Raw genomic sequence first — 17,004 nt, 5'->3', positions numbered from 1 at the left:
TCAATCCCCTTTTGCAACATAAATTTCAACTTGCTCTGCACTTTCGTGACGAGCTAGTCGGTGAGTGAAACCTTTTTCATTGGTCACTCCCTCTTCCTGCGTACCGTCTTGGCGAACGAGCAGGTATCTACGATTTGCAATGGGCGCACCAGCCTCATCCGTCAGAGCGAACTGCTCATCAAATCCAGGAAAAATCAAAGGTAGCGGCGCCACAAACGGCACCGGCGAATGCGAATTCCCGATAATCACCGTCCCGGACCCGGCCGTAACCTTGTTGCCATGAGTCCCGACGGAATCCACTGTCGCAGCCGGTTTCCCGTTAATCAAAACCGTCGTCGCCAACCCGCCCGACATCGCACCACCACACGCCGAGGCATCGCCTTGGCGGGCGGCCGCGAGGCCGTCGAAGAAGACGTCGCCGGAACCGGCGGCGATCGGGTTGGTGCCGTGGCCGGGGAGCGGGCAAGCGGTGGGGTCGGATACGCGTGCTGCTGGTTTGCCGGACATACGAATCTCCTTAAGTGACCTTGACTTGACCGCTGCCATCCAGGCGCGCGGCGAAACTGACCTGGCGCTTGAAACCATCAACTTCCAGCAGGCCTTCGATGCTGAAGGACAGGCGAAGCTGATCGTTGTCACGCGGCAGGGAGATGACACGCACGTTGCTCAGGCGCGGTTCGTAGGCTTCGATGAAGCTTTCGATGGCCAGGCGGGCCTGACTCAGGGAGTCGTGCAGGCTCAGGCGCATGTCATTGAGATCGGGTAGCCCGTAATCGGACAGCGTTTGCACGCTGCCCGCACGGGTGCTGAGCATCTTGGCCAGATGGGCAGCCACGGACGCCATGGCGGAGACCTCGCGGCTCCAGCCGACGCGTTTGTCCGCGTCGCCACCCAGGCGTTCGAAAAGGCTGCCGTATCCAGTCATGAGTTAGCTCCGCTTACTCTTTGTCCAGCTTGCCAACCAGCGACAGGGTGAAATCGGCACCCATGTACTTGAAGTGCGGGCGCACGTTCAGGCTGACGCGATACCAGCCAGGCTCGCCTTCGACATCGCTGACGATGATCTGGGCAGCGCGCAGTGGACGACGGCCACGAACTTCGGCGCTCGGGTTTTCCTGATCGGCCACGTACTGGCGGATCCACTTGTTCAGTTCCAGCTCGAGGTCGGTGCGCTCTTTCCACGAACCGAGTTGCTCGCGCTGCAGCACTTTCAAGTAGTGAGCCAGGCGGTTGACGATCATCATGTACGGCAGTTGGGTGCCGAGCTTGTAGTTCAGCTCTGCCGCCTTGCCTTCTGCGCTGATGCCGAAGAACTTCGGCTTCTGCACCGAGCTTGCGGAGAAGAACGCCGCGTTGTCGGAGCCTTTGCGCATGGTCAGGGAGATGAAGCCTTCCTCGGCCAGTTCGTATTCACGACGGTCGCTGACCAATACCTCGGTAGGGATCTTGGTTTCGATTTCGCCCATGCTTTCGAAATGGTGCAACGGCAGGTCTTCAACCGCGCCACCGCTCTGCGGGCCGATGATGTTCGGGCACCAGCGGAATTTGGCGAAGCTGTCGGTCAGCTTGGTGCCGAACGCGTAGGCGGTGTTGCCCCACAGGTAGTGCTCGTGGCTGTTGGCGACGGTTTCTTTGTACACGAACGATTTGACCGGGTTTTCTTCCGGGTCGTACGGGTTGCGCAGCAGGAAACGCGGCACGGTCAGGCCAATGTAACGGGAGTCTTCCGACTGGCGGAAGCTCTGCCATTTGGCGAATTGCGGGCCTTCGAAGTGATCTTTCAGATCCTTCAGGTCCGGCAGGCCGGTGAAGCTTTCCAGGCCGAAGAATTTCGGGCCGGCGGCGGCAATGAACGGCGCGTGGGACATGCACGCAACGCTGGACACGTACTGCATCAGTTTCACGTCCGGCGAGCTTGGGGACATGAAGTAGTTAGCGATGATCGCGCCTACCGGCTGACCACCGAACTGGCCGTATTCAGCGGTGTAGATGTGCTTGTACAGGCCAGCCTGCATCACTTCCGGCGAATCTTCGAAATCGTCCAACAGGTCTTCTTTGGAGACGTTGAGGATTTCGATCTTGATGTTTTCGCGGAAGTTGGTGCGGTCGACCAGCAACTGCAGGCCACGCCACGACGATTCCAGGGACTGGAAGTCCGGGTGGTGGAGGATCTCGTCCATCTGACGGCTGAGCTTGGCATCGATCTCGGCGATCATGCGGTCAACCATGGCTTTCTTGACCGGCTCGCCGTTGTTCTGCGGCTTGAGCAGCTCTTCGATGAAGGCCGACACACCGCGCTTGGCGATGTCGTAGGCTTCGTCGTCCGGGGTCAGGCGGGTTTCGGCGATGATGCTGTCGAGAATGCTGTATTCGCCGTTCTCGTTACTCTTTTGCTGCGCTGCACTCGTGCTCATGTTGGCTTCCTTGGCTGATGGAGACTCAGACGTCCTGGGCTGCGGCGTTCAGGCCCAGCTCACCCAGTACGCGACCGCGGGATTCGTCGTCGGCGAGAACGCCTTCGATGGCTTTGCGGAACGCAGGCGCGTTACCCAGCGGGCCTTTGAGGGCCACCAGCGCGTCGCGCAGTTCCATCAGTTTTTTCAGCTCAGGCACTTGCTCGACCAGGCTGGCCGGGTTGAAGTCCTTCATCGAGTTGACGCGCAGTTTCACGGCCAGTTCTTCAGTGTCGCTTTCTTCCTGAAGACGGTTCGGTACGCTCAGTGTCAGCTGCAGCTCTTGCTTGGCCAGCACCTCGTCGAAGGTCATCTTGTCGATGCTGATCGGCTTGCGATCTTCGACTTTGCGTTCGTCCTTGCGGTGGGTGTAGTCACCGATTGCCAGTAGTTTCAACGGCAGTTCGATCTCTTCCTGGGCACCACCGGTGGCAGGTTTGAACGTGACGTTGATGCGTTCCTTGGGGGCTACCGAGCCTTCTTTGGCCATGGCTTTTCTCCTTGCGGTTGTGGCCCTGGGGCCTATTCGAGTACCACTTCGAGATCGAGGTGGCACAGCCTGCGATAAATCTCTTCCTTGCGTTCACGTACGGCATGGTTCTGCGGCAACAACTCGCAGCAGCTATGCAGTAAATGCAGCACTTCCAGCGCAAGATCGGGCTCCCAGGCGTGCAGGCCTGAGTCCTGTAATGTTTGGTCGAGGGTTTCGAGTTGGGTCTTGGCCAATTCGTACTTTTTGGCCATGAAGCACAGCCGCGCGAGGGCGAACTGCCAGAAGAACCTCACGCGCCCGCCGTTGGCGCTTTGCAGGCCCTGCTTGAGGATTTGCACAGCGGCCTTGAGGCCGTCCTTGCGCAGAATCGGCAGGACCTCTTCGAGGGCCAGTTCCCAGGCGGGCTGGGTGTCGGCGACTTCGACTTTGCGCGGCGCACTGGCGCTTTGCAGGTGTGGCATGACGTTGGCGCTGATCCAGGCGCGAGTGGCCGGATCGGCAAACGGCGCGCCGTCATGGAAGCGCAATTCGACAATACCGGGCAGGCGCTGAACCAAAAGCGCGAAGTGGATTTCCACTTCGCGCATCGCCATTTCTGCGTTGAGTGCCTGGAGGCATTCCCAGACCATTCGCTGGCCATCGAACCAGAACGGCGCCTTCGCCAGGCTCGCCTCCAGTTCCACCAACAGGTCGGCGTATTTGCCTTGATCGTAACGGTCCTGATAGGCCTTGAGCTTGTCCGCCGGCAAACCGCGCAGCACGGTGATCTGCTCGGCGTTGCGCTCGGGGACAGCGTCGATGGGCAACCACAACAGCGTGCGATTGAGGCGCAGGGCACGCAGGTCGGTGGCTTTCTGCTTGAGCCACCAGGCGCACAATGGCCGGGCGCTTTCTTGCTGCGCGCGCAGGGCTTTGTGGGCTTCTTTTTCGTTGTCGATCGGCGCGCCGGGCGTCAACAGTTGCGTCGCGACTTGTTTGACCTGAGCCACGGCCGCACCGACCACGCCTGGTTCCGGCTGGTTGTCGGCGGCGCGTTGCACCATGTTTTTCAGACGGCGGGAGATTGGCAGCAGCAACGGCGCGTCGTCACCCAGGTGCTCGGTGCACGCGGCGTCGAGGCCTTCCAGGTGTTCCACCAGACGGCGGAACATCGGCAACTGCTCTTTGATCGCGACGTTTTCGGTCAGCACCTGCTCAAGACGCGGCACCAGCCAACTGATCGCAGCGGAGCGCGTACGTGCCTTGTTCGGGTGGACTTCGGCCCAGTGGCTTTCGCACAGGTAGTGCAGCAAACCGAGGCCGGCGAGCAGGCCTTGGAAGGATTCGCGCTGGTACAGGGCCCAGGTCAGCCAGGCGCCGACGCGCAAATCCTTGGACTGGGTGCGCAGCAGGTTTTCGCTGTTTTCACGGATTTTCAGCCAGTCGATCTGACCGCTTTCGTGCATGGACGAGGCTTTGGCCAGCTCGCTTTCCAGTGACTCATATTCGCTCGAAAAGCGAACATCCTCGCCCGCGAAATTCTCTTTGGAAACAGAGGCTTTTGCGAGATCGAGGTAATGAGCAGAAAGTTTGCTTGAGTAGGACATCCATGGCCTTTAGTTTGGATTACGGTCATACGCTCATTGGAGTTCCAACGGCGTGAGACAGAATCAAAGAGCTGCGAAATGTCTCATCCAATTGAGATCGTGCTCTTTCAAAGTGGGCGCATCGTACTCACGATGATGGCCACTAGCAAGCACCCGATTAAACAATAAGACGAAGCGTCCCTAATTCACGTAGGAGAATTCCTTATATATCGCAAGGGATTCCCTGATAGCTGTTTAATATTTCCACACCTGATGTATTGGGCTGAAAGCCACGACCTAGAGCCACCGCCTCCAAACATCCGCCATCGCTATTTATGGAATCGCTGACGCAGGCTTGAATCATGACAAGAATAAAAAACAATAAATGTAGGAGGCTTCCGAAAGGTGCTGTCATTTTTTGACAGAAAAGCAGCGACAACAGCCCGAGAGAAAAGTGCCATCACTATGATGGCAGTTTGATATAGGCTTAAGTTCCACAATGGAACTTCCGGTATCGCAATATTTTTAATACGAGGATTATTGAAGTGCCAACATTTCCGATGGTTAAACACCCTTCAAGAGTGCTTGTTTAAAACACCTCAAGGTTACGTCCTGCAAGCTACAACACCTTGCGTCGTTGCCTACGGCTACGCCAGAATCCGCCGGCTTGTGCGCCTTGGGGGCGGTCGGTAACTTGGTTCGTGTCACTGCTCATCAGTGATCGGGTTTAGTCGCCCGGCTAGTCATCTACGGTTGCACAAGTGTCATCCAGTCAGGTGTTTGCCTGCACTTGATGGTGGCTGTGCGCATGGCGCCCTTGGGCGCGCCGGGTTTTGGTGACTTTACCGGTCGACTAACTTGCGCACAGCCGCCTCCTTTTCGTTTAGTCGCGAAATGGTCACGGCCCTACTAAAGGAAAGTAACCATGTTCAAGGTCACACCAAACCCACCGGAAACCGATCCGGTTTCCCCATACGAAAGCCCCGACTCAAACAAACTCAACGAAGCCGCCGAACGCGCCCTCGACCATCACTTCCCGCCAACCGAACCCAAACCACCGAAACACAACGGCCAACTCTTCAGCGTCTGCCCCGGCATCAACACCGAAGCCCTCCTCGCCAACGCCTCGGAAGACCTGCTATCCATCAGCGCCATCGCCGCCGACCTCGCCGACGATGTGGACGGCTCACGCCGCTCCGTAGCCCTGGCGCTCAGCCGCATGGCCGACGGGGTGCACTTGTTGGTGGAGCGAGCGCTGGATCACCTCGATGATCCGGAAATGGCGGCGATTTTCGCCAGGCAACAAAGTCGAACCGGCTGATTCGCCACGCACGTAAACCTGTAGGAGCCGGCTTGCTGGCGATGGCGGTGTGTCAGGCGAAATTGATGTTGGTTGATAGGACGCTATCGCCGGCAAGCCGGCTCCTACAGTGAGTGTTGTCAGCTGAAAAGATGGGGAGGCCCTTGTCGCTGAATTACTGCGGGGGGAGTGGGGAATTCGCTGGCACATAGGACTGTAGGAGCCAGCTTGCTGGCGATGGCGGTGTGTCAGGCGACGATGATGTTGATTGATCCACCGCTATCGCCACCAAGCCGGCTCCTACAAGGGTTTTGTGTTGTCTGATCCGTGGGCGCCCGGCATGAAACTCGTGGCCATAAAAAATGGGCACCCAACCTGGTTGGCGTGCCCATTTTTTGTTCCGCTCACCCGCTATGCGGGCGTCGGTGCGTGTTACGGATTAACGCTGTCTTTCAACGATTTGCCTGGCTTGAACGCAACGGTGTTGCTGGCCTTGATTTTGACGGGCTCACCGGTTTGCGGGTTTTTGCCGGTGCGGGCGCCGCGGTGGCGTTGCAGGAAGGTGCCGAAGCCGACCAGCGTCACGCTGTCCTTGCGGTGCAGGGCGCCGGTGATTTCTTCGAGAACGGCGTTGAGAACGCGGTTGGCCTGTTCTTTGGTGAGATCTGCTTTTTCCGCGATGGCGGCGGCGAGTTCTGGTTTACGCATTAGTGAAGCCCCTTTGACGGTTTTTTGTTGTTATGTCCGTGCTGTTCTCGTTGGAACAGCGCCCAAAGCGCCGCAGGTGCTCTACTCTGCGGCAGACGGGAGTGAGAATGGCACGCACGGAAGAGCCGCGCCAGTCTCGGCGCGACGTTTGTGGGGGCAAAAGCGGGGTGATTCCGACAGAACGACCGGTATTTACGCCAGCAGCGGCGGAAGTTCTTTGTTCAGTGCGAGTTTTTCCATTACCGCCGTGCCTGTCAGGGCATAACCGAGCAGTTTTCCGGCGGCATCGCGGCATAAAACCTTGATGTCAGCGCCCTGCCCTTCGACGGTCCAGACGCCCTCCAAACCCCGTGGCGGCGGCGAAACCACCAACGGGCAAACCGGCGTTTTGACGGTGATCGGCATCGCGCCGTAGCTCACCGCTGTCGGGTTGCCGGCGAGGGTTTGTGCCAGCGCTCTCGCACAGCTCATGAGGGGCATCACGTACAGCAGATTCAGCCCGTCGACTTCGGCGCAGTCGCCCAGGGCGTAGATGTTTGCGTGGGAGGTTTTCAGGTGACGGTCGACCACTACGCCGCGATTGACCTGCACACCGGCGGCGGCCGCCAGGTCGATGCGCGGACGCAGGCCGATGGCGGAGACCACCACGTCACACGGGATCACCTGACCGTCCGACAGATGCGCTTCCAAACCCTCTTCAACACGCTGCAAGCGGTTGAGCACCGGCCCGAGGTGGAAACGTGCGCCGAGGCTTTCCAGCCCGGCCTGGACCGCAGCGGCTGCCGCAGGGTGCAGCAAGGTCGGCATGACCTGTTCGCACGGTGCAACCAGTTGCACCTCGTAACCGCCAAGGATCAGGTCGTTGGCGAATTCACAGCCGATCAGGCCGGCACCGAGCAACAGCACCCGGCGTTTGCCGGCCGCTGCCGCACGAAAGCGCGCGTAGTCTTCGAGGTCGTTGATCGGGAACACGGCGTCCGCCGCGTCACCTTCAATGGGCACGCGCACGGTTTCGGCGCCCCAGGCCAGGATCAGGTCGCGGTAGATCACCGATTCTTCGCCGATCCACAGGCGCTTATGGCCCGGGTCGATGCCGCTGATGCGCGTGTGGGTGCGCACTTCGGCCTTCAACTGTTCGGCCATGGCGCCGGGTTCGGCCATGCTCAGGCCGTCGGCGTCTTTGTTCTTGCCGAAGCCCGTGGAGAGCATCGGCTTGGAGTAGGAGCGCCCGTCATCGGCGGTAATCAGCAGCAGCGGGGTTTCGCTATCGAGTTTGCGAAACTCCCGGGCGAGGTTGTAGCCAGCCAGCCCGGTGCCGACGATCACGACAGGTGCGTTCATTCCTTACTCCTCTAAATGTCTTAGTTGATTTCGATCATTTCGAAATCCATCTTGCCGACGCCGCAGTCCGGGCACAGCCAGTCTTCCGGCACGTCTTGCCACAGGGTGCCCGGCGCAATGCCGTCATCCGGCCAGCCGTCGGCTTCGTTGTAGATCAGGCCGCAGACCACACATTGCCACTTTTTCATTCAGGTACATCCTCAGGATTCAGGCTTATTGCCGGCGCGAACGGTCGATGGTTGCAGCGCTGCCGTCCGGCTCAGGGCGTTTTGTACTGATCGGGCCCGGCAGATGCAAGCCTGTTCGACGCAATGGGGCGCCGGATCAATCAAAATTACCGACCGACATGGTAAGCTCGCCGCCTCATTTGCTGCCAATAATGACTCACTGTGCCGCACTCAAAACCTCCTTTCTGGCTTCCCCAAAGCCGACTTTCGCCGCTCCCCGACACGTCTACCCTCGACTGGTTGTTCGACGAAGGTTCGCTGACCCGACGGCTGACCCGTCTGTCGAATGACAGCTTCAGCGTCACGCCGCTTTTCGAAGGCTGGCAACCGCTGCGCGCGGACGAATGTGCGGCACTGGACCTGGCCGAAGACAGTGAAGGCTGGGTGCGCGAGGTGTATCTGCGCGGCCACGGTGAAGCCTGGGTGTTCGCCCGCAGTGTGGCGGCACGCAGCGCGTTGCAGGGCGACGGGTTGCACATGGACGAGTTGGGCAGCCGCTCGCTGGGCGAGTTGCTGTTTTGCGATCAGGCGTTTCAGCGTCGCGCCATCGAGGTTTGTCACTATCCTCAGGAGTGGCTGCCGGTGGAGTGCCGGGCACCTGAATTGTGGGGCCGTCGCTCGCGCTTCGACCGTGGCGCCTTGAGCGTGCTGGTGGCCGAGATTTTCCTGCCGACCTTGTGGCACGCCACCCGCGCCCATCCGGAGAACTGCTGATGTACCAGAGCCTGCTCAAGTCCCTGAACCGCTTGAACCCTCGGGCCTGGGATTTCATTCAGCTGACGCGCATGGACAAACCCATCGGCATTTATCTGCTGCTGTGGCCGACGCTGTGGGCGCTGTGGATTGCCGGTAAAGGTTCGCCGTCGCTGGCCAACGTGGTGATCTTCGTGCTCGGCGTGGTGCTGACCCGCGCCGGCGGTTGCGTGATCAACGACTGGGCGGACCGCAAGGTCGATGGCCATGTGAAACGTACCGAACAGCGCCCGCTGCCGAGCGGAAAGATCAGCTCCAAAGAAGCGCTGGTGTTCTTTGCATTGCTGATGGGCGTGAGTTTCCTACTGGTGTTGTGCACCAATGCGCCAACGGTGTGGTTGTCGTTCGGCGGTTTGGCGCTGGCCTTCACTTACCCGTTCATGAAGCGCTACACCTATTACCCGCAAGTGGTGCTGGGCGCGGCGTTTTCCTGGGGGATGCCGATGGCGTTCACCGCCGAAACCGGCGAACTGCCGGCGGCGGCGTGGCTGCTGTGGATCGCCAACCTGCTGTGGACGGTGGGTTATGACACCTATTACGCGATGACTGATCGCGACGACGACTTGAAGATCGGCGTGAAATCCACGGCGATTCTGTTTGGCGAGGCGGACCGGGTGATCATCCTGACCTTGCAAGGCTTGGCGTTGGGTTGCCTGCTGCTGGCCGGGTCGAAATTCGAGTTGGGTGGCTGGTTCCACCTGGGATTGCTGGCGGCGGCGGGCTGTTTTGCGTGGGAGTTCTGGTACACCCGTGGCAAGGACCGGATGCGCTGCTTCAAGGCGTTCTTGCACAACCATTGGGCGGGGTTGGCGATTTTTGTGGGGATTGTTTTGGATTACGCGGTGCGGTGAGGCAGCTGACGCCTTCGCGGGCAAGCCTCGCTCCTACGGAAACGAGGCCGCCGTTTCGGATCGGCCTTACATCTTCGGCCCTTGGAGCACGTGCCAGACGTCCTTCACTTTGTCGCCCGTTTTGTCACCCGGTTTCGCGTCCTTCTTGAAGTAGTACAGCGGTTTGCCCTTGTAGGCCCACTGCATCGTGCCATCGTCACGCGTGACGATTGTCCAGTCACCTTCGGCCTTGGCGCCCGCTTCCGCCTTGAACGGTGGCCAGTACTCTGCACATTCACCAGTGCACACCGACTTGCCAGCGGTGGTGTCCTTGTCGAACGTGTACAGGGTCATGCCCTTGTGGTCCGCCATCACACCGTCTTTCATCATCACAGGCTCAGCCGCGAAGGCCATTGCTGGCAACGCCAGGGCTGCGGTCAGCATCAAAGCCTTGAAGGAATGCGAGTATTTCTTCATGGAAACCTTCCTTTTGTGGTTGTCAGGATTCGGACTTAGAGCTTAGTTCAGGTTCGCGACAATCGCCGGGCGACTAAAATACTGTCACACGACTGCAATAATTCCGTTATCTAATGCGGCGCAAGACAGTTAAATGACAAGAGGATTAAAGGCATGGTTGGCAGGAGCATTCTGATCGTCGACGACGAAGCGCCCATTCGCGAAATGATCGCCGTTGCGTTGGAAATGGCCGGCTATGACTGCCTGGAGGCCGAAAACTCGCAACAGGCCCACGCGATCATCGTCGACCGCAAACCGGACCTGATCCTGCTCGACTGGATGCTGCCCGGCACCTCCGGTATCGAACTGGCCCGCCGCCTCAAGCGCGATGAGCTGACCGGGGACATCCCGATCATCATGCTCACCGCCAAGGGCGAAGAGGACAACAAGATCCAGGGCCTGGAAGTCGGCGCCGACGACTACATCACCAAACCGTTTTCCCCGCGTGAGCTGGTTGCGCGCCTCAAAGCCGTGCTGCGCCGCGCCGGCCCTACCGATGGCGAAGCGCCGATTGAAGTCGGCGGCCTGCTGCTGGACCCGATCAGCCACCGCGTGACCATCGACGGCAAACCCGCCGAGATGGGCCCGACCGAATACCGCTTGCTGCAATTCTTCATGACCCACCAGGAACGCGCCTACACCCGTGGTCAGTTGTTGGATCAGGTGTGGGGCGGCAATGTGTATGTCGAGGAACGCACCGTCGACGTGCACATCCGTCGCCTGCGCAAAGCCCTCGGTGATGCCTACGAAAATCTGGTACAAACCGTGCGCGGCACCGGCTACCGGTTTTCCACCAAAGCCTGATTCAGCCCTTTCCCGCCCGACAAGCTGACAAGGACGCGCGTTCAAGTGAACCAAAACTGGCATGGCACCCTGATTCGCCACATGCTGCTACTGGTCACCGCCTGCCTGGTGATCGGCCTGATTACCGGCTACTACGGCTGGAGCCTCGCTGCGGGCCTGGGCCTTTACCTGGCCTGGACCCTCAAGCAATTGCTGCGTCTGCACGAGTGGCTGCGCCTGCACAAACCCGATGAAGCGCCGCCCGATGGCTATGGCCTGTGGGGCGAAGTGTTCGACAGCATTTATCACCTGCAACGCCGCGACCAACGCGTTCGCGGACGCCTGCAAGCGGTGATCGACCGGGTCCAGGAATCCACCGCCGCGCTGAAAGACGCGGTGATCATGCTCGACACCGACGGCAACCTCGAATGGTGGAACCGCGCCGCGGAAACCCTGCTCGGTCTCAAAACGCCGCAGGACAGTGGCCAGCCAGTGACCAACCTGGTGCGCCATCCGCGCTTCAAGGAATACTTCGAGCAGGACAGCTACGCCGAACCGCTGGAAATCCCCTCGCCGATCAACGATCGACTGCGCATTCAGCTGTACATCACCCGTTACGGCAACAACGAACACTTGATGCTGGTGCGCGACGTGACGCGCATCCATCAGCTGGAACAGATGCGCAAAGACTTTATCGCCAACGTTTCCCACGAACTGCGCACGCCGCTGACGGTGATCTGCGGGTATCTGGAAACCCTGCTCGACAACGTCGATGACGTGAACCCGCGCTGGACCCGTGCCCTGCAGCAAATGCAGCAGCAAGGCGGGCGCATGCAGACGTTGCTCAACGACTTGCTGCTGCTGGCCAAGCTGGAAGCCACCGATTACCCGTCGGACAACCAGCCCGTGGCCATCGATGGCTTGCTGCAATCGATCAAGGGCGACGCTCAGCAACTGTCCGGGCAGAAAAACCAGCGCATCACCCTGGAAGCCGATCCGACGATTCTGCTCAAGGGCAGCGAAGCCGAATTGCGCAGTGCGTTTTCCAACCTGGTGTTCAACGCGGTGAAATACACCCCGGCCGAAGGCAATATCCGCATTCGCTGGTGGGGCGACGAGCAAGGCGCGCACCTGAGCGTGCAGGATTCCGGGATCGGTATCGACAGCAAACACCTGCCGCGCCTGACCGAACGGTTCTACCGCGTCGATTCCAGCCGCAACTCCAACACCGGCGGCACCGGGCTTGGGCTGGCAATCGTCAAACATGTGCTGCTGCGCCACCGCGCACGGATGGAAATCAGCAGCGTGCCGGGGCACGGCAGTACGTTTACCTGCCATTTCGCGCCCGCCCAGGTCACCAAATCCCGAGTCATCAGCACGGCCGACTGATACCGGCCAGCATTCGCCACTAGGCAAGCACCCGGTCAGCCGCTACATTGGCTGACTTGTGCCTGCCCTTCAGGCACCGCATTGACCCCCTTTTCGAATACACGGAACCCGCAAAACTCCATCATGGACCCTTCCCCTGGCTTGACCCTCGCGACACTCTTTGCCGACTTCGGCATGATTCTTTTTGCTCTGATCCTGGTGTTGCTCAACGGATTTTTCGTTGCAGCGGAATTTGCCATGGTCAAACTGCGCTCGACCCGGGTCGAGGCCATCGCTGATAAAAACGGCTGGCGCGGGCACATCCTGCGCACCGTTCACAGTCAGCTCGATGCCTACCTGTCGGCCTGCCAATTGGGTATCACCCTCGCCTCCCTGGGCCTTGGCTGGGTCGGTGAACCGGCGTTCGCACACATCCTCGAACCGCTGCTGGAAGCCGTCGGCGTGCAGTCGGCCGAAGTGATCAAGGCCGTGTCGTTCTTCGCCGCGTTCTTTGTCATCTCGTACCTGCACATCGTGGTGGGTGAACTGGCGCCGAAATCCTGGGCCATCCGCAAACCCGAATTGCTGTCGCTGTGGACCGCCGTGCCGCTGTACCTGTTCTATTGGGCGATGTACCCGGCGATTTACCTGCTCAACGCCAGCGCCAACACCATCCTGCGCATTGCTGGCCAGGGTGAACCCGGCCCCCATCACGAGCACCATTACAGCCGCGAAGAACTGAAACTGATCCTGCACTCCAGCCGTGGCCAGGACCCGAGCGACCAAGGCATGCGCGTATTGGCCTCGGCCGTGGAAATGGGCGAGCTGGAAGTGGTCGACTGGGCCAACTCCCGCGAAGACCTGGTGACGCTGGAGTTCAACGCGCCGCTCAAGGAAATCCTGGCGATGTTCCGTCGCCACAAGTTCAGCCGTTATCCGGTGTACGACAGCGATCGCCAGGAGTTCGTCGGCCTGCTGCACATCAAGGACCTGCTGCTGGAACTGGCCGCGCTGGACCACATTCCCGAGTCGTTCAACCTGGCTGAGCTGACCCGACCGCTGGAACGCGTGTCGCGCCACATGCCGCTGTCGCAATTGCTGGAGCAGTTCCGCAAAGGCGGCTCACACTTCGCACTGGTCGAAGAGGCCGATGGCAACGTCATCGGCTACCTGACCATGGAAGACGTGCTGGAAGTGCTGGTCGGCGACATTCAGGACGAACACCGCAAGGCTGAGCGCGGGATTCTCGCGTACCAGCCGGGCAAACTGCTGGTTCGCGGTGATACGCCACTGTTCAAGGTCGAGCGCCTGCTGGGCATTGACCTGGACCACGTCGAAGCCGAAACCCTCGCCGGGCTGGTGTATGAATCCCTGAAACGGGTGCCGGAAGAGGAAGAAGTGCTGGAAGTTGAAGGTTTGCGGATCATCATCAAGAAGATGAAAGGGCCGAAGATTATTTTGGCCAAGGTGTTGATGCTGGATTAGGAAGTCTCTGGCCTAAACCGCGTCGCTCTTTTCGCGGGCAAGCCTCGCTCCTACAGGGTTTGGTGTCGTTTGCGGCATTACCGTTACACGGGAACCTTGTAGGAGCGAGGCTTGCCCGCGAAGGCGTCAGCCCAGGCACCGCATCACTGTTTGCCCAACGCAAAGTTGGGCAATGCCCCCACCGGTTGATTGAACTGGTACGGAATCGACACCAGCCCCATCCCCGTATTGCGCTGCACCACGAAATGCAGGTGCGGCCCGCTGCTGTTGCCGGTGTTGCCCGACAGCGCCAGCGGACTGCCCACCGACACCCGCTGCCCCTCGCGAACACTCACCGAACCTCGCTTGAGGTGCAAGTACACGCCCATCGTCCCGTCATCGTGCAGCACCCGCACGAAATTGCCTGACGGATCGTTGCCGCGCCCGGTCTGGGCATTCTCGGTTTTCACCACTACCCCGCCCCGCGCGGCAATGATCGGCGTGCCCTCAGGCATCGCGATATCCATGGCGTAGCGATTCTTGGGGCCGAAGTGGCTGTATTGGCCATTGGCGCCCTGACTCAGCCGAAACGGTCCACCGCGCCAGGGGAACGGGTATCGATAGGCCATGGCGGCCCCTGAGGGATCACCCAGGAAGTATTCAAATCTGGGGGTGTACGCGAGCGGCCTTTCGGCCCGCGTCGCCGTGAGCAGCGCCAGACGAATGCTGCTGCGCGCCGGCATGACCCGGCGAATCGGTCGGCTCGGCGCACCGCTGACGTTCTGCAGCCCGGCGAAACTCAACTCGATCTGTACCGGCGCGTACAGGTCGTTGCGCACGTACACGCTGTCCACGCCTTTTTTCTTGGTGATGACGAGGTACACCTGACGCTCAAGGTGCTCGACCATGCGATCACGAAAAGTGAACACCTTGGCGCCTTTCGTGGGGCGGTCGCTGTAGGAGACTACGCCATTGGCATCGGTGGATTTGTAGATGGTCATGGCCATGGCCATGGCCGTAGAGGACGCCATGAACAGACCACAGCAAAACAGCAGGCGCGCGAGCATGGGCAGGATTCTGTCGAGTAAGGCCTGGGGATGAGCCTAGCAGCTGCAATGGACCCGGGTAGTCGGCAGATGTTTCAAAATGGGCAGGTCGGGGGGATGTGTGGTGAATCTAATGGCCCCTTCGCGGGCAAGCCTCGCTCCTACGGTACGGTGTGAACCTGTAGGAGCGAGGCTTGCCCGCGAAGGCGGACTGTCAGGCGACGAAGGTTATGCGCCTGGAACGAAATGCTTCTGCGCCGTACCACGTGCTATCAAACGGGAGATGTAATCCAGCTTCTGCGCATCCTGGTCGACAAAGCGGAACGTCAGTTGCAGCCATTCGCTGTCGGGTTTCTGCTCGTGGGCGACGATGGCGTGCAGGTAACCGTTCAGGCGGGCGACTTCAGCGTTGTCGCCCTGTTCCAGATCGAGCACGGCGCTGTCGAGCACTTGCGGCAGGGCTTCGCTGCGTTTGACCACCAGCAGCGCTTCCTTGAGGCTCAACGCCTTGATCACGCATTGCTGAATGCCATTGGGCAGGCGCAATTGGCCTTGGCCACGACCACCGGTAGGCGCTGCAGACGCCGCCGGCGCTTTTACCGGCGGGCTGTTGAGCAGGCCACGGGACGGGGCAGCCGCCGCGGGTGCTGGCGCGGGTGCAGCGGCGGCAGGTCGGGCAATCGGTGCAGCAGCAGGTGCAACGCTGGCCATGGCAGGCTTGCCGCCGGTCAACGCGCTCAAGGAATCATTGCCGAACGCCGAGTTCATTTTGGTCGGTGCGCTGTTCATCAAGGTGTCGAGCTTGCCGACCTTGTTCAGCGCCTGCTTGACCTTGGTCAGCAGTTGTTCGTTGGTGAACGGCTTGCTGACGTAGCCGGATACACCGGCCTGAATCGCCTGGACGACGTTCTCTTTGTCGCCACGGCTGGTCACCATGACGAAGGGCATGGTCTTGAGGTTGTCCTGCTCGCGGCACCAGGTCAGCAGTTCCAGGCCGGACATTTCCGGCATTTCCCAGTCGCACAGGACCAGATCGAACGCTTCCCGCGCCAGCAAGGCCTGAGCCTTCTTGCCGTTGACCGCGTCTTCGATCCGGATCCCCGGGAAGTAGTTGCGCAGGCACTTCTTCACCAGGTCACGAATGAATGACGCATCATCCACGACCAATACACTGACCTTACTCATCCATCACCCCTTTAAAAAATCCCGGCAAGCATACCGCTTTACTGATGGCGCATCGCCATAAACCTTCAGTCACGCCGGGACTTTTCGTTCGCGGGTGCTGCATTCAAATTCACAAACCCGTAAACAAAAACGCCCGGCCAAAAGGCCGGGCGCTTTACTTGGGCAATCTTACTTATCGTCAACTTTGCCCGGAACATTAGCGGTTTCACCACTTGTGCCTTCAACTTCTTCTTTCATGCGCTTGAGGCCCAAGTGACGCACGTCGGTGCCGCGCACCAGATAAATCACCAGCTCGGAAATATTGCGCGCGTGGTCGCCGATGCGCTCCAGCGAACGCAGCACCCAGATGATGCTCAAGACCCGCGAGATAGAGCGCGGGTCTTCCATCATGTAGGTGGCGAGCTCGCGCAGGGCGGTCTTGTATTCGCGGTCGATGATCTTGTCGTACTGCGCCACCGACAACGCCAGGTCGGCGTCGAAACGGGCAAACGCGTCCAGTGCATCGCGAACCATGTTGCGCACCTGGTCGCCGATGTGGCGCACCTCGACGTAGCCGCGCGGGGCTTCGCCTTCTTCACACAACTGGATGGCGCGACGGGCGATCTTGGTTGCTTCGTCACCGATGCGCTCAAGGTCGATCACCGACTTGGAGATGCTGATGATCAGACGCAAGTCGGACGCGGCCGGCTGACGACGGGCCAGAATGCGCAGGCATTCTTCGTCGATGTTGCGCTCCATCTGGTTGATCTGGTCGTCGATCTCGCGCACTTGCTGGGCCAGGCCGGAGTCGGCCTCGATCAGCGCGGTGACCGCGTCGTTGACCTGCTTCTCGACCAGCCCGCCCATGGCCAGGAGGTGGCTGCGAACTTCCTCCAGCTCAGCGTTGAACTGCGCGGAGATGTGATGGGTAAGGCCTTCTTTGCTAATCATGTTGGCGTCCTTGGAGCGTCCGGTAAGGTGCGGTGGACCGCA

At 60.0% G+C, this 17,004-nt stretch carries 18 protein-coding genes; 6 read left to right on the top strand and 12 right to left on the bottom strand.

What is annotated here, in order from left to right; genetic code table 11:
* From IB245_RS17840 to tssA, 5 genes are read right to left on the bottom strand one after another with little or no spacing between them, the layout of a single operon-like run.
* Nucleotides 1-507, bottom strand: coding sequence for a PAAR domain-containing protein (locus IB245_RS17840; RefSeq protein WP_192228185.1), 507 nt, complete (start codon nt 505-507; stop codon nt 1-3).
* Between the two features lie 10 nt (nt 508-517).
* Nucleotides 518-925 (bottom strand): type VI secretion system baseplate subunit TssE, encoded by a 408-nt coding sequence (gene tssE, locus IB245_RS17835; RefSeq protein ID WP_008038101.1) that lies wholly within the window; start codon nt 923-925, stop codon nt 518-520.
* Between the two features lie 13 nt (nt 926-938).
* Complete coding sequence (gene tssC, locus IB245_RS17830; protein WP_008030678.1) at nt 939-2,414, bottom strand: type VI secretion system contractile sheath large subunit; 1,476 nt, start codon at nt 2,412-2,414, stop codon at nt 939-941.
* 25 nt (nt 2,415-2,439) lie between these two features.
* Complete coding sequence (tssB, locus tag IB245_RS17825) at nt 2,440-2,943, bottom strand: type VI secretion system contractile sheath small subunit (RefSeq protein WP_008030679.1); 504 nt, start codon at nt 2,941-2,943, stop codon at nt 2,440-2,442.
* A 32-nt stretch (nt 2,944-2,975) separates the two neighbouring features.
* Nucleotides 2,976-4,532: a type VI secretion system protein TssA gene (tssA, locus tag IB245_RS17820; protein ID WP_008038109.1), complete on the bottom strand. Its 1,557-nt coding sequence runs from the start codon at nt 4,530-4,532 to the stop codon at nt 2,976-2,978.
* A 904-nt stretch (nt 4,533-5,436) separates the two neighbouring features.
* Here tssA and IB245_RS17815 point away from each other — a divergent pair.
* Nucleotides 5,437-5,832: a DUF6124 family protein gene (locus IB245_RS17815; RefSeq protein WP_192228184.1), complete on the top strand. Its 396-nt coding sequence runs from the start codon at nt 5,437-5,439 to the stop codon at nt 5,830-5,832.
* Between the two features lie 411 nt (nt 5,833-6,243).
* Here the strand turns inward: IB245_RS17815 and IB245_RS17810 are convergent, their stop codons facing one another.
* The 3 genes from IB245_RS17810 to IB245_RS17800 form a co-directional block, all read right to left on the bottom strand.
* Nucleotides 6,244-6,519: an HU family DNA-binding protein gene (locus IB245_RS17810; protein WP_003213368.1), complete on the bottom strand. Its 276-nt coding sequence runs from the start codon at nt 6,517-6,519 to the stop codon at nt 6,244-6,246.
* A 192-nt stretch (nt 6,520-6,711) separates the two neighbouring features.
* The gene (locus IB245_RS17805; RefSeq protein ID WP_192228183.1) at nt 6,712-7,860 is read right to left on the bottom strand and encodes an NAD(P)/FAD-dependent oxidoreductase; all 1,149 of its coding nucleotides are present in this window, start codon (nt 7,858-7,860) and stop codon (nt 6,712-6,714) included.
* 20 nt (nt 7,861-7,880) lie between these two features.
* Entirely contained in the window at nt 7,881-8,048 is a 168-nt protein-coding gene (locus IB245_RS17800) for a rubredoxin (RefSeq protein ID WP_007954349.1), read from the bottom strand.
* 201 nt (nt 8,049-8,249) lie between these two features.
* On the opposite strand from IB245_RS17800, the gene IB245_RS17795 reads away from it, so the two are divergent.
* Nucleotides 8,250-8,801: a chorismate--pyruvate lyase family protein gene (locus IB245_RS17795; RefSeq protein ID WP_008038114.1), complete on the top strand. Its 552-nt coding sequence runs from the start codon at nt 8,250-8,252 to the stop codon at nt 8,799-8,801.
* Complete coding sequence (ubiA, locus tag IB245_RS17790) at nt 8,801-9,691, top strand: 4-hydroxybenzoate octaprenyltransferase (protein ID WP_008038125.1); 891 nt, start codon at nt 8,801-8,803, stop codon at nt 9,689-9,691. Before IB245_RS17795 ends, ubiA begins: the two co-directional genes overlap by 1 nt.
* A 66-nt stretch (nt 9,692-9,757) precedes the next feature.
* On the opposite strand, the gene IB245_RS17785 is transcribed toward ubiA, so the two are convergent.
* Complete coding sequence (locus IB245_RS17785; protein WP_192228182.1) at nt 9,758-10,147, bottom strand: hypothetical protein; 390 nt, start codon at nt 10,145-10,147, stop codon at nt 9,758-9,760.
* A 153-nt stretch (nt 10,148-10,300) separates the two neighbouring features.
* On the opposite strand from IB245_RS17785, the gene phoB reads away from it, so the two are divergent.
* From phoB to IB245_RS17770, 3 genes are all read left to right on the top strand, one after another.
* A complete protein-coding gene (gene phoB, locus IB245_RS17780) occupies nt 10,301-10,990 on the top strand; it encodes a phosphate regulon transcriptional regulator PhoB (protein ID WP_007896474.1) in 690 nt (229 codons plus the stop codon).
* A gap of 81 nt (nt 10,991-11,071) precedes the next feature.
* On the top strand, nt 11,072-12,358 hold the full coding sequence (phoR, locus tag IB245_RS17775; RefSeq protein WP_219739792.1) for a phosphate regulon sensor histidine kinase PhoR: 1,287 nt from the start codon (nt 11,072-11,074) through the stop codon (nt 12,356-12,358).
* A 123-nt stretch (nt 12,359-12,481) separates the two neighbouring features.
* Entirely contained in the window at nt 12,482-13,822 is a 1,341-nt protein-coding gene (locus IB245_RS17770; protein WP_008030693.1) for a hemolysin family protein, read from the top strand.
* A 143-nt stretch (nt 13,823-13,965) separates the two neighbouring features.
* Here IB245_RS17770 and IB245_RS17765 read toward each other — a convergent pair whose 3' ends face one another.
* From IB245_RS17765 to phoU, 3 genes are all read right to left on the bottom strand, one after another.
* Nucleotides 13,966-14,868: a peptidoglycan DD-metalloendopeptidase family protein gene (locus IB245_RS17765; RefSeq protein WP_192228181.1), complete on the bottom strand. Its 903-nt coding sequence runs from the start codon at nt 14,866-14,868 to the stop codon at nt 13,966-13,968.
* 207 nt (nt 14,869-15,075) lie between these two features.
* A complete protein-coding gene (locus tag IB245_RS17760; RefSeq protein WP_008038130.1) occupies nt 15,076-16,032 on the bottom strand; it encodes a response regulator in 957 nt (318 codons plus the stop codon).
* A gap of 168 nt (nt 16,033-16,200) precedes the next feature.
* Complete coding sequence (phoU, locus tag IB245_RS17755) at nt 16,201-16,962, bottom strand: phosphate signaling complex protein PhoU (protein WP_084317714.1); 762 nt, start codon at nt 16,960-16,962, stop codon at nt 16,201-16,203.
* Nucleotides 16,963-17,004 lie beyond the last annotated feature (42 nt).

Source organism: Pseudomonas sp. PDM02, from assembly GCF_014852285.1.
Taxonomy (GTDB): domain Bacteria; phylum Pseudomonadota; class Gammaproteobacteria; order Pseudomonadales; family Pseudomonadaceae; genus Aquipseudomonas; species Aquipseudomonas migulae.
The sequence above is the reverse complement of the archived record's forward strand: the minus strand, read 5'-3'. Positions and strand labels throughout refer to the sequence as shown.

Bases quoted from the DNA above. Each gene is read 5' to 3' on its own strand.
- tssB (WP_008030679.1), bottom strand. From the start codon at position 2,943: ATGGCCAAAGAAGGCTCGGTAGCCCCCAAGGAACGCATCAACGTCACG.
- IB245_RS17785 (WP_192228182.1), bottom strand. From the start codon at position 10,147: ATGAAGAAATACTCGCATTCCTTCAAGGCTTTGATGCTGACCGCAGCC.
- tssE (WP_008038101.1), bottom strand. From the start codon at position 925: ATGACTGGATACGGCAGCCTTTTCGAACGCCTGGGTGGCGACGCGGAC.
- phoB (WP_007896474.1), top strand. From the start codon at position 10,301: ATGGTTGGCAGGAGCATTCTGATCGTCGACGACGAAGCGCCCATTCGC.
- IB245_RS17815 (WP_192228184.1), top strand. From the start codon at position 5,437: ATGTTCAAGGTCACACCAAACCCACCGGAAACCGATCCGGTTTCCCCA.
- IB245_RS17810 (WP_003213368.1), bottom strand. From the start codon at position 6,519: ATGCGTAAACCAGAACTCGCCGCCGCCATCGCGGAAAAAGCAGATCTC.
- IB245_RS17840 (WP_192228185.1), bottom strand. From the start codon at position 507: ATGTCCGGCAAACCAGCAGCACGCGTATCCGACCCCACCGCTTGCCCG.
- IB245_RS17805 (WP_192228183.1), bottom strand. From the start codon at position 7,860: ATGAACGCACCTGTCGTGATCGTCGGCACCGGGCTGGCTGGCTACAAC.
- phoR (WP_219739792.1), top strand. From the start codon at position 11,072: ATGCTGCTACTGGTCACCGCCTGCCTGGTGATCGGCCTGATTACCGGC.
- IB245_RS17765 (WP_192228181.1), bottom strand. From the start codon at position 14,868: ATGCTCGCGCGCCTGCTGTTTTGCTGTGGTCTGTTCATGGCGTCCTCT.
- tssC (WP_008030678.1), bottom strand. From the start codon at position 2,414: ATGAGCACGAGTGCAGCGCAGCAAAAGAGTAACGAGAACGGCGAATAC.
- ubiA (WP_008038125.1), top strand. From the start codon at position 8,801: ATGTACCAGAGCCTGCTCAAGTCCCTGAACCGCTTGAACCCTCGGGCC.
- IB245_RS17770 (WP_008030693.1), top strand. From the start codon at position 12,482: ATGGACCCTTCCCCTGGCTTGACCCTCGCGACACTCTTTGCCGACTTC.
- IB245_RS17800 (WP_007954349.1), bottom strand. From the start codon at position 8,048: ATGAAAAAGTGGCAATGTGTGGTCTGCGGCCTGATCTACAACGAAGCC.
- IB245_RS17760 (WP_008038130.1), bottom strand. From the start codon at position 16,032: ATGAGTAAGGTCAGTGTATTGGTCGTGGATGATGCGTCATTCATTCGT.
- tssA (WP_008038109.1), bottom strand. From the start codon at position 4,532: ATGTCCTACTCAAGCAAACTTTCTGCTCATTACCTCGATCTCGCAAAA.
- phoU (WP_084317714.1), bottom strand. From the start codon at position 16,962: ATGATTAGCAAAGAAGGCCTTACCCATCACATCTCCGCGCAGTTCAAC.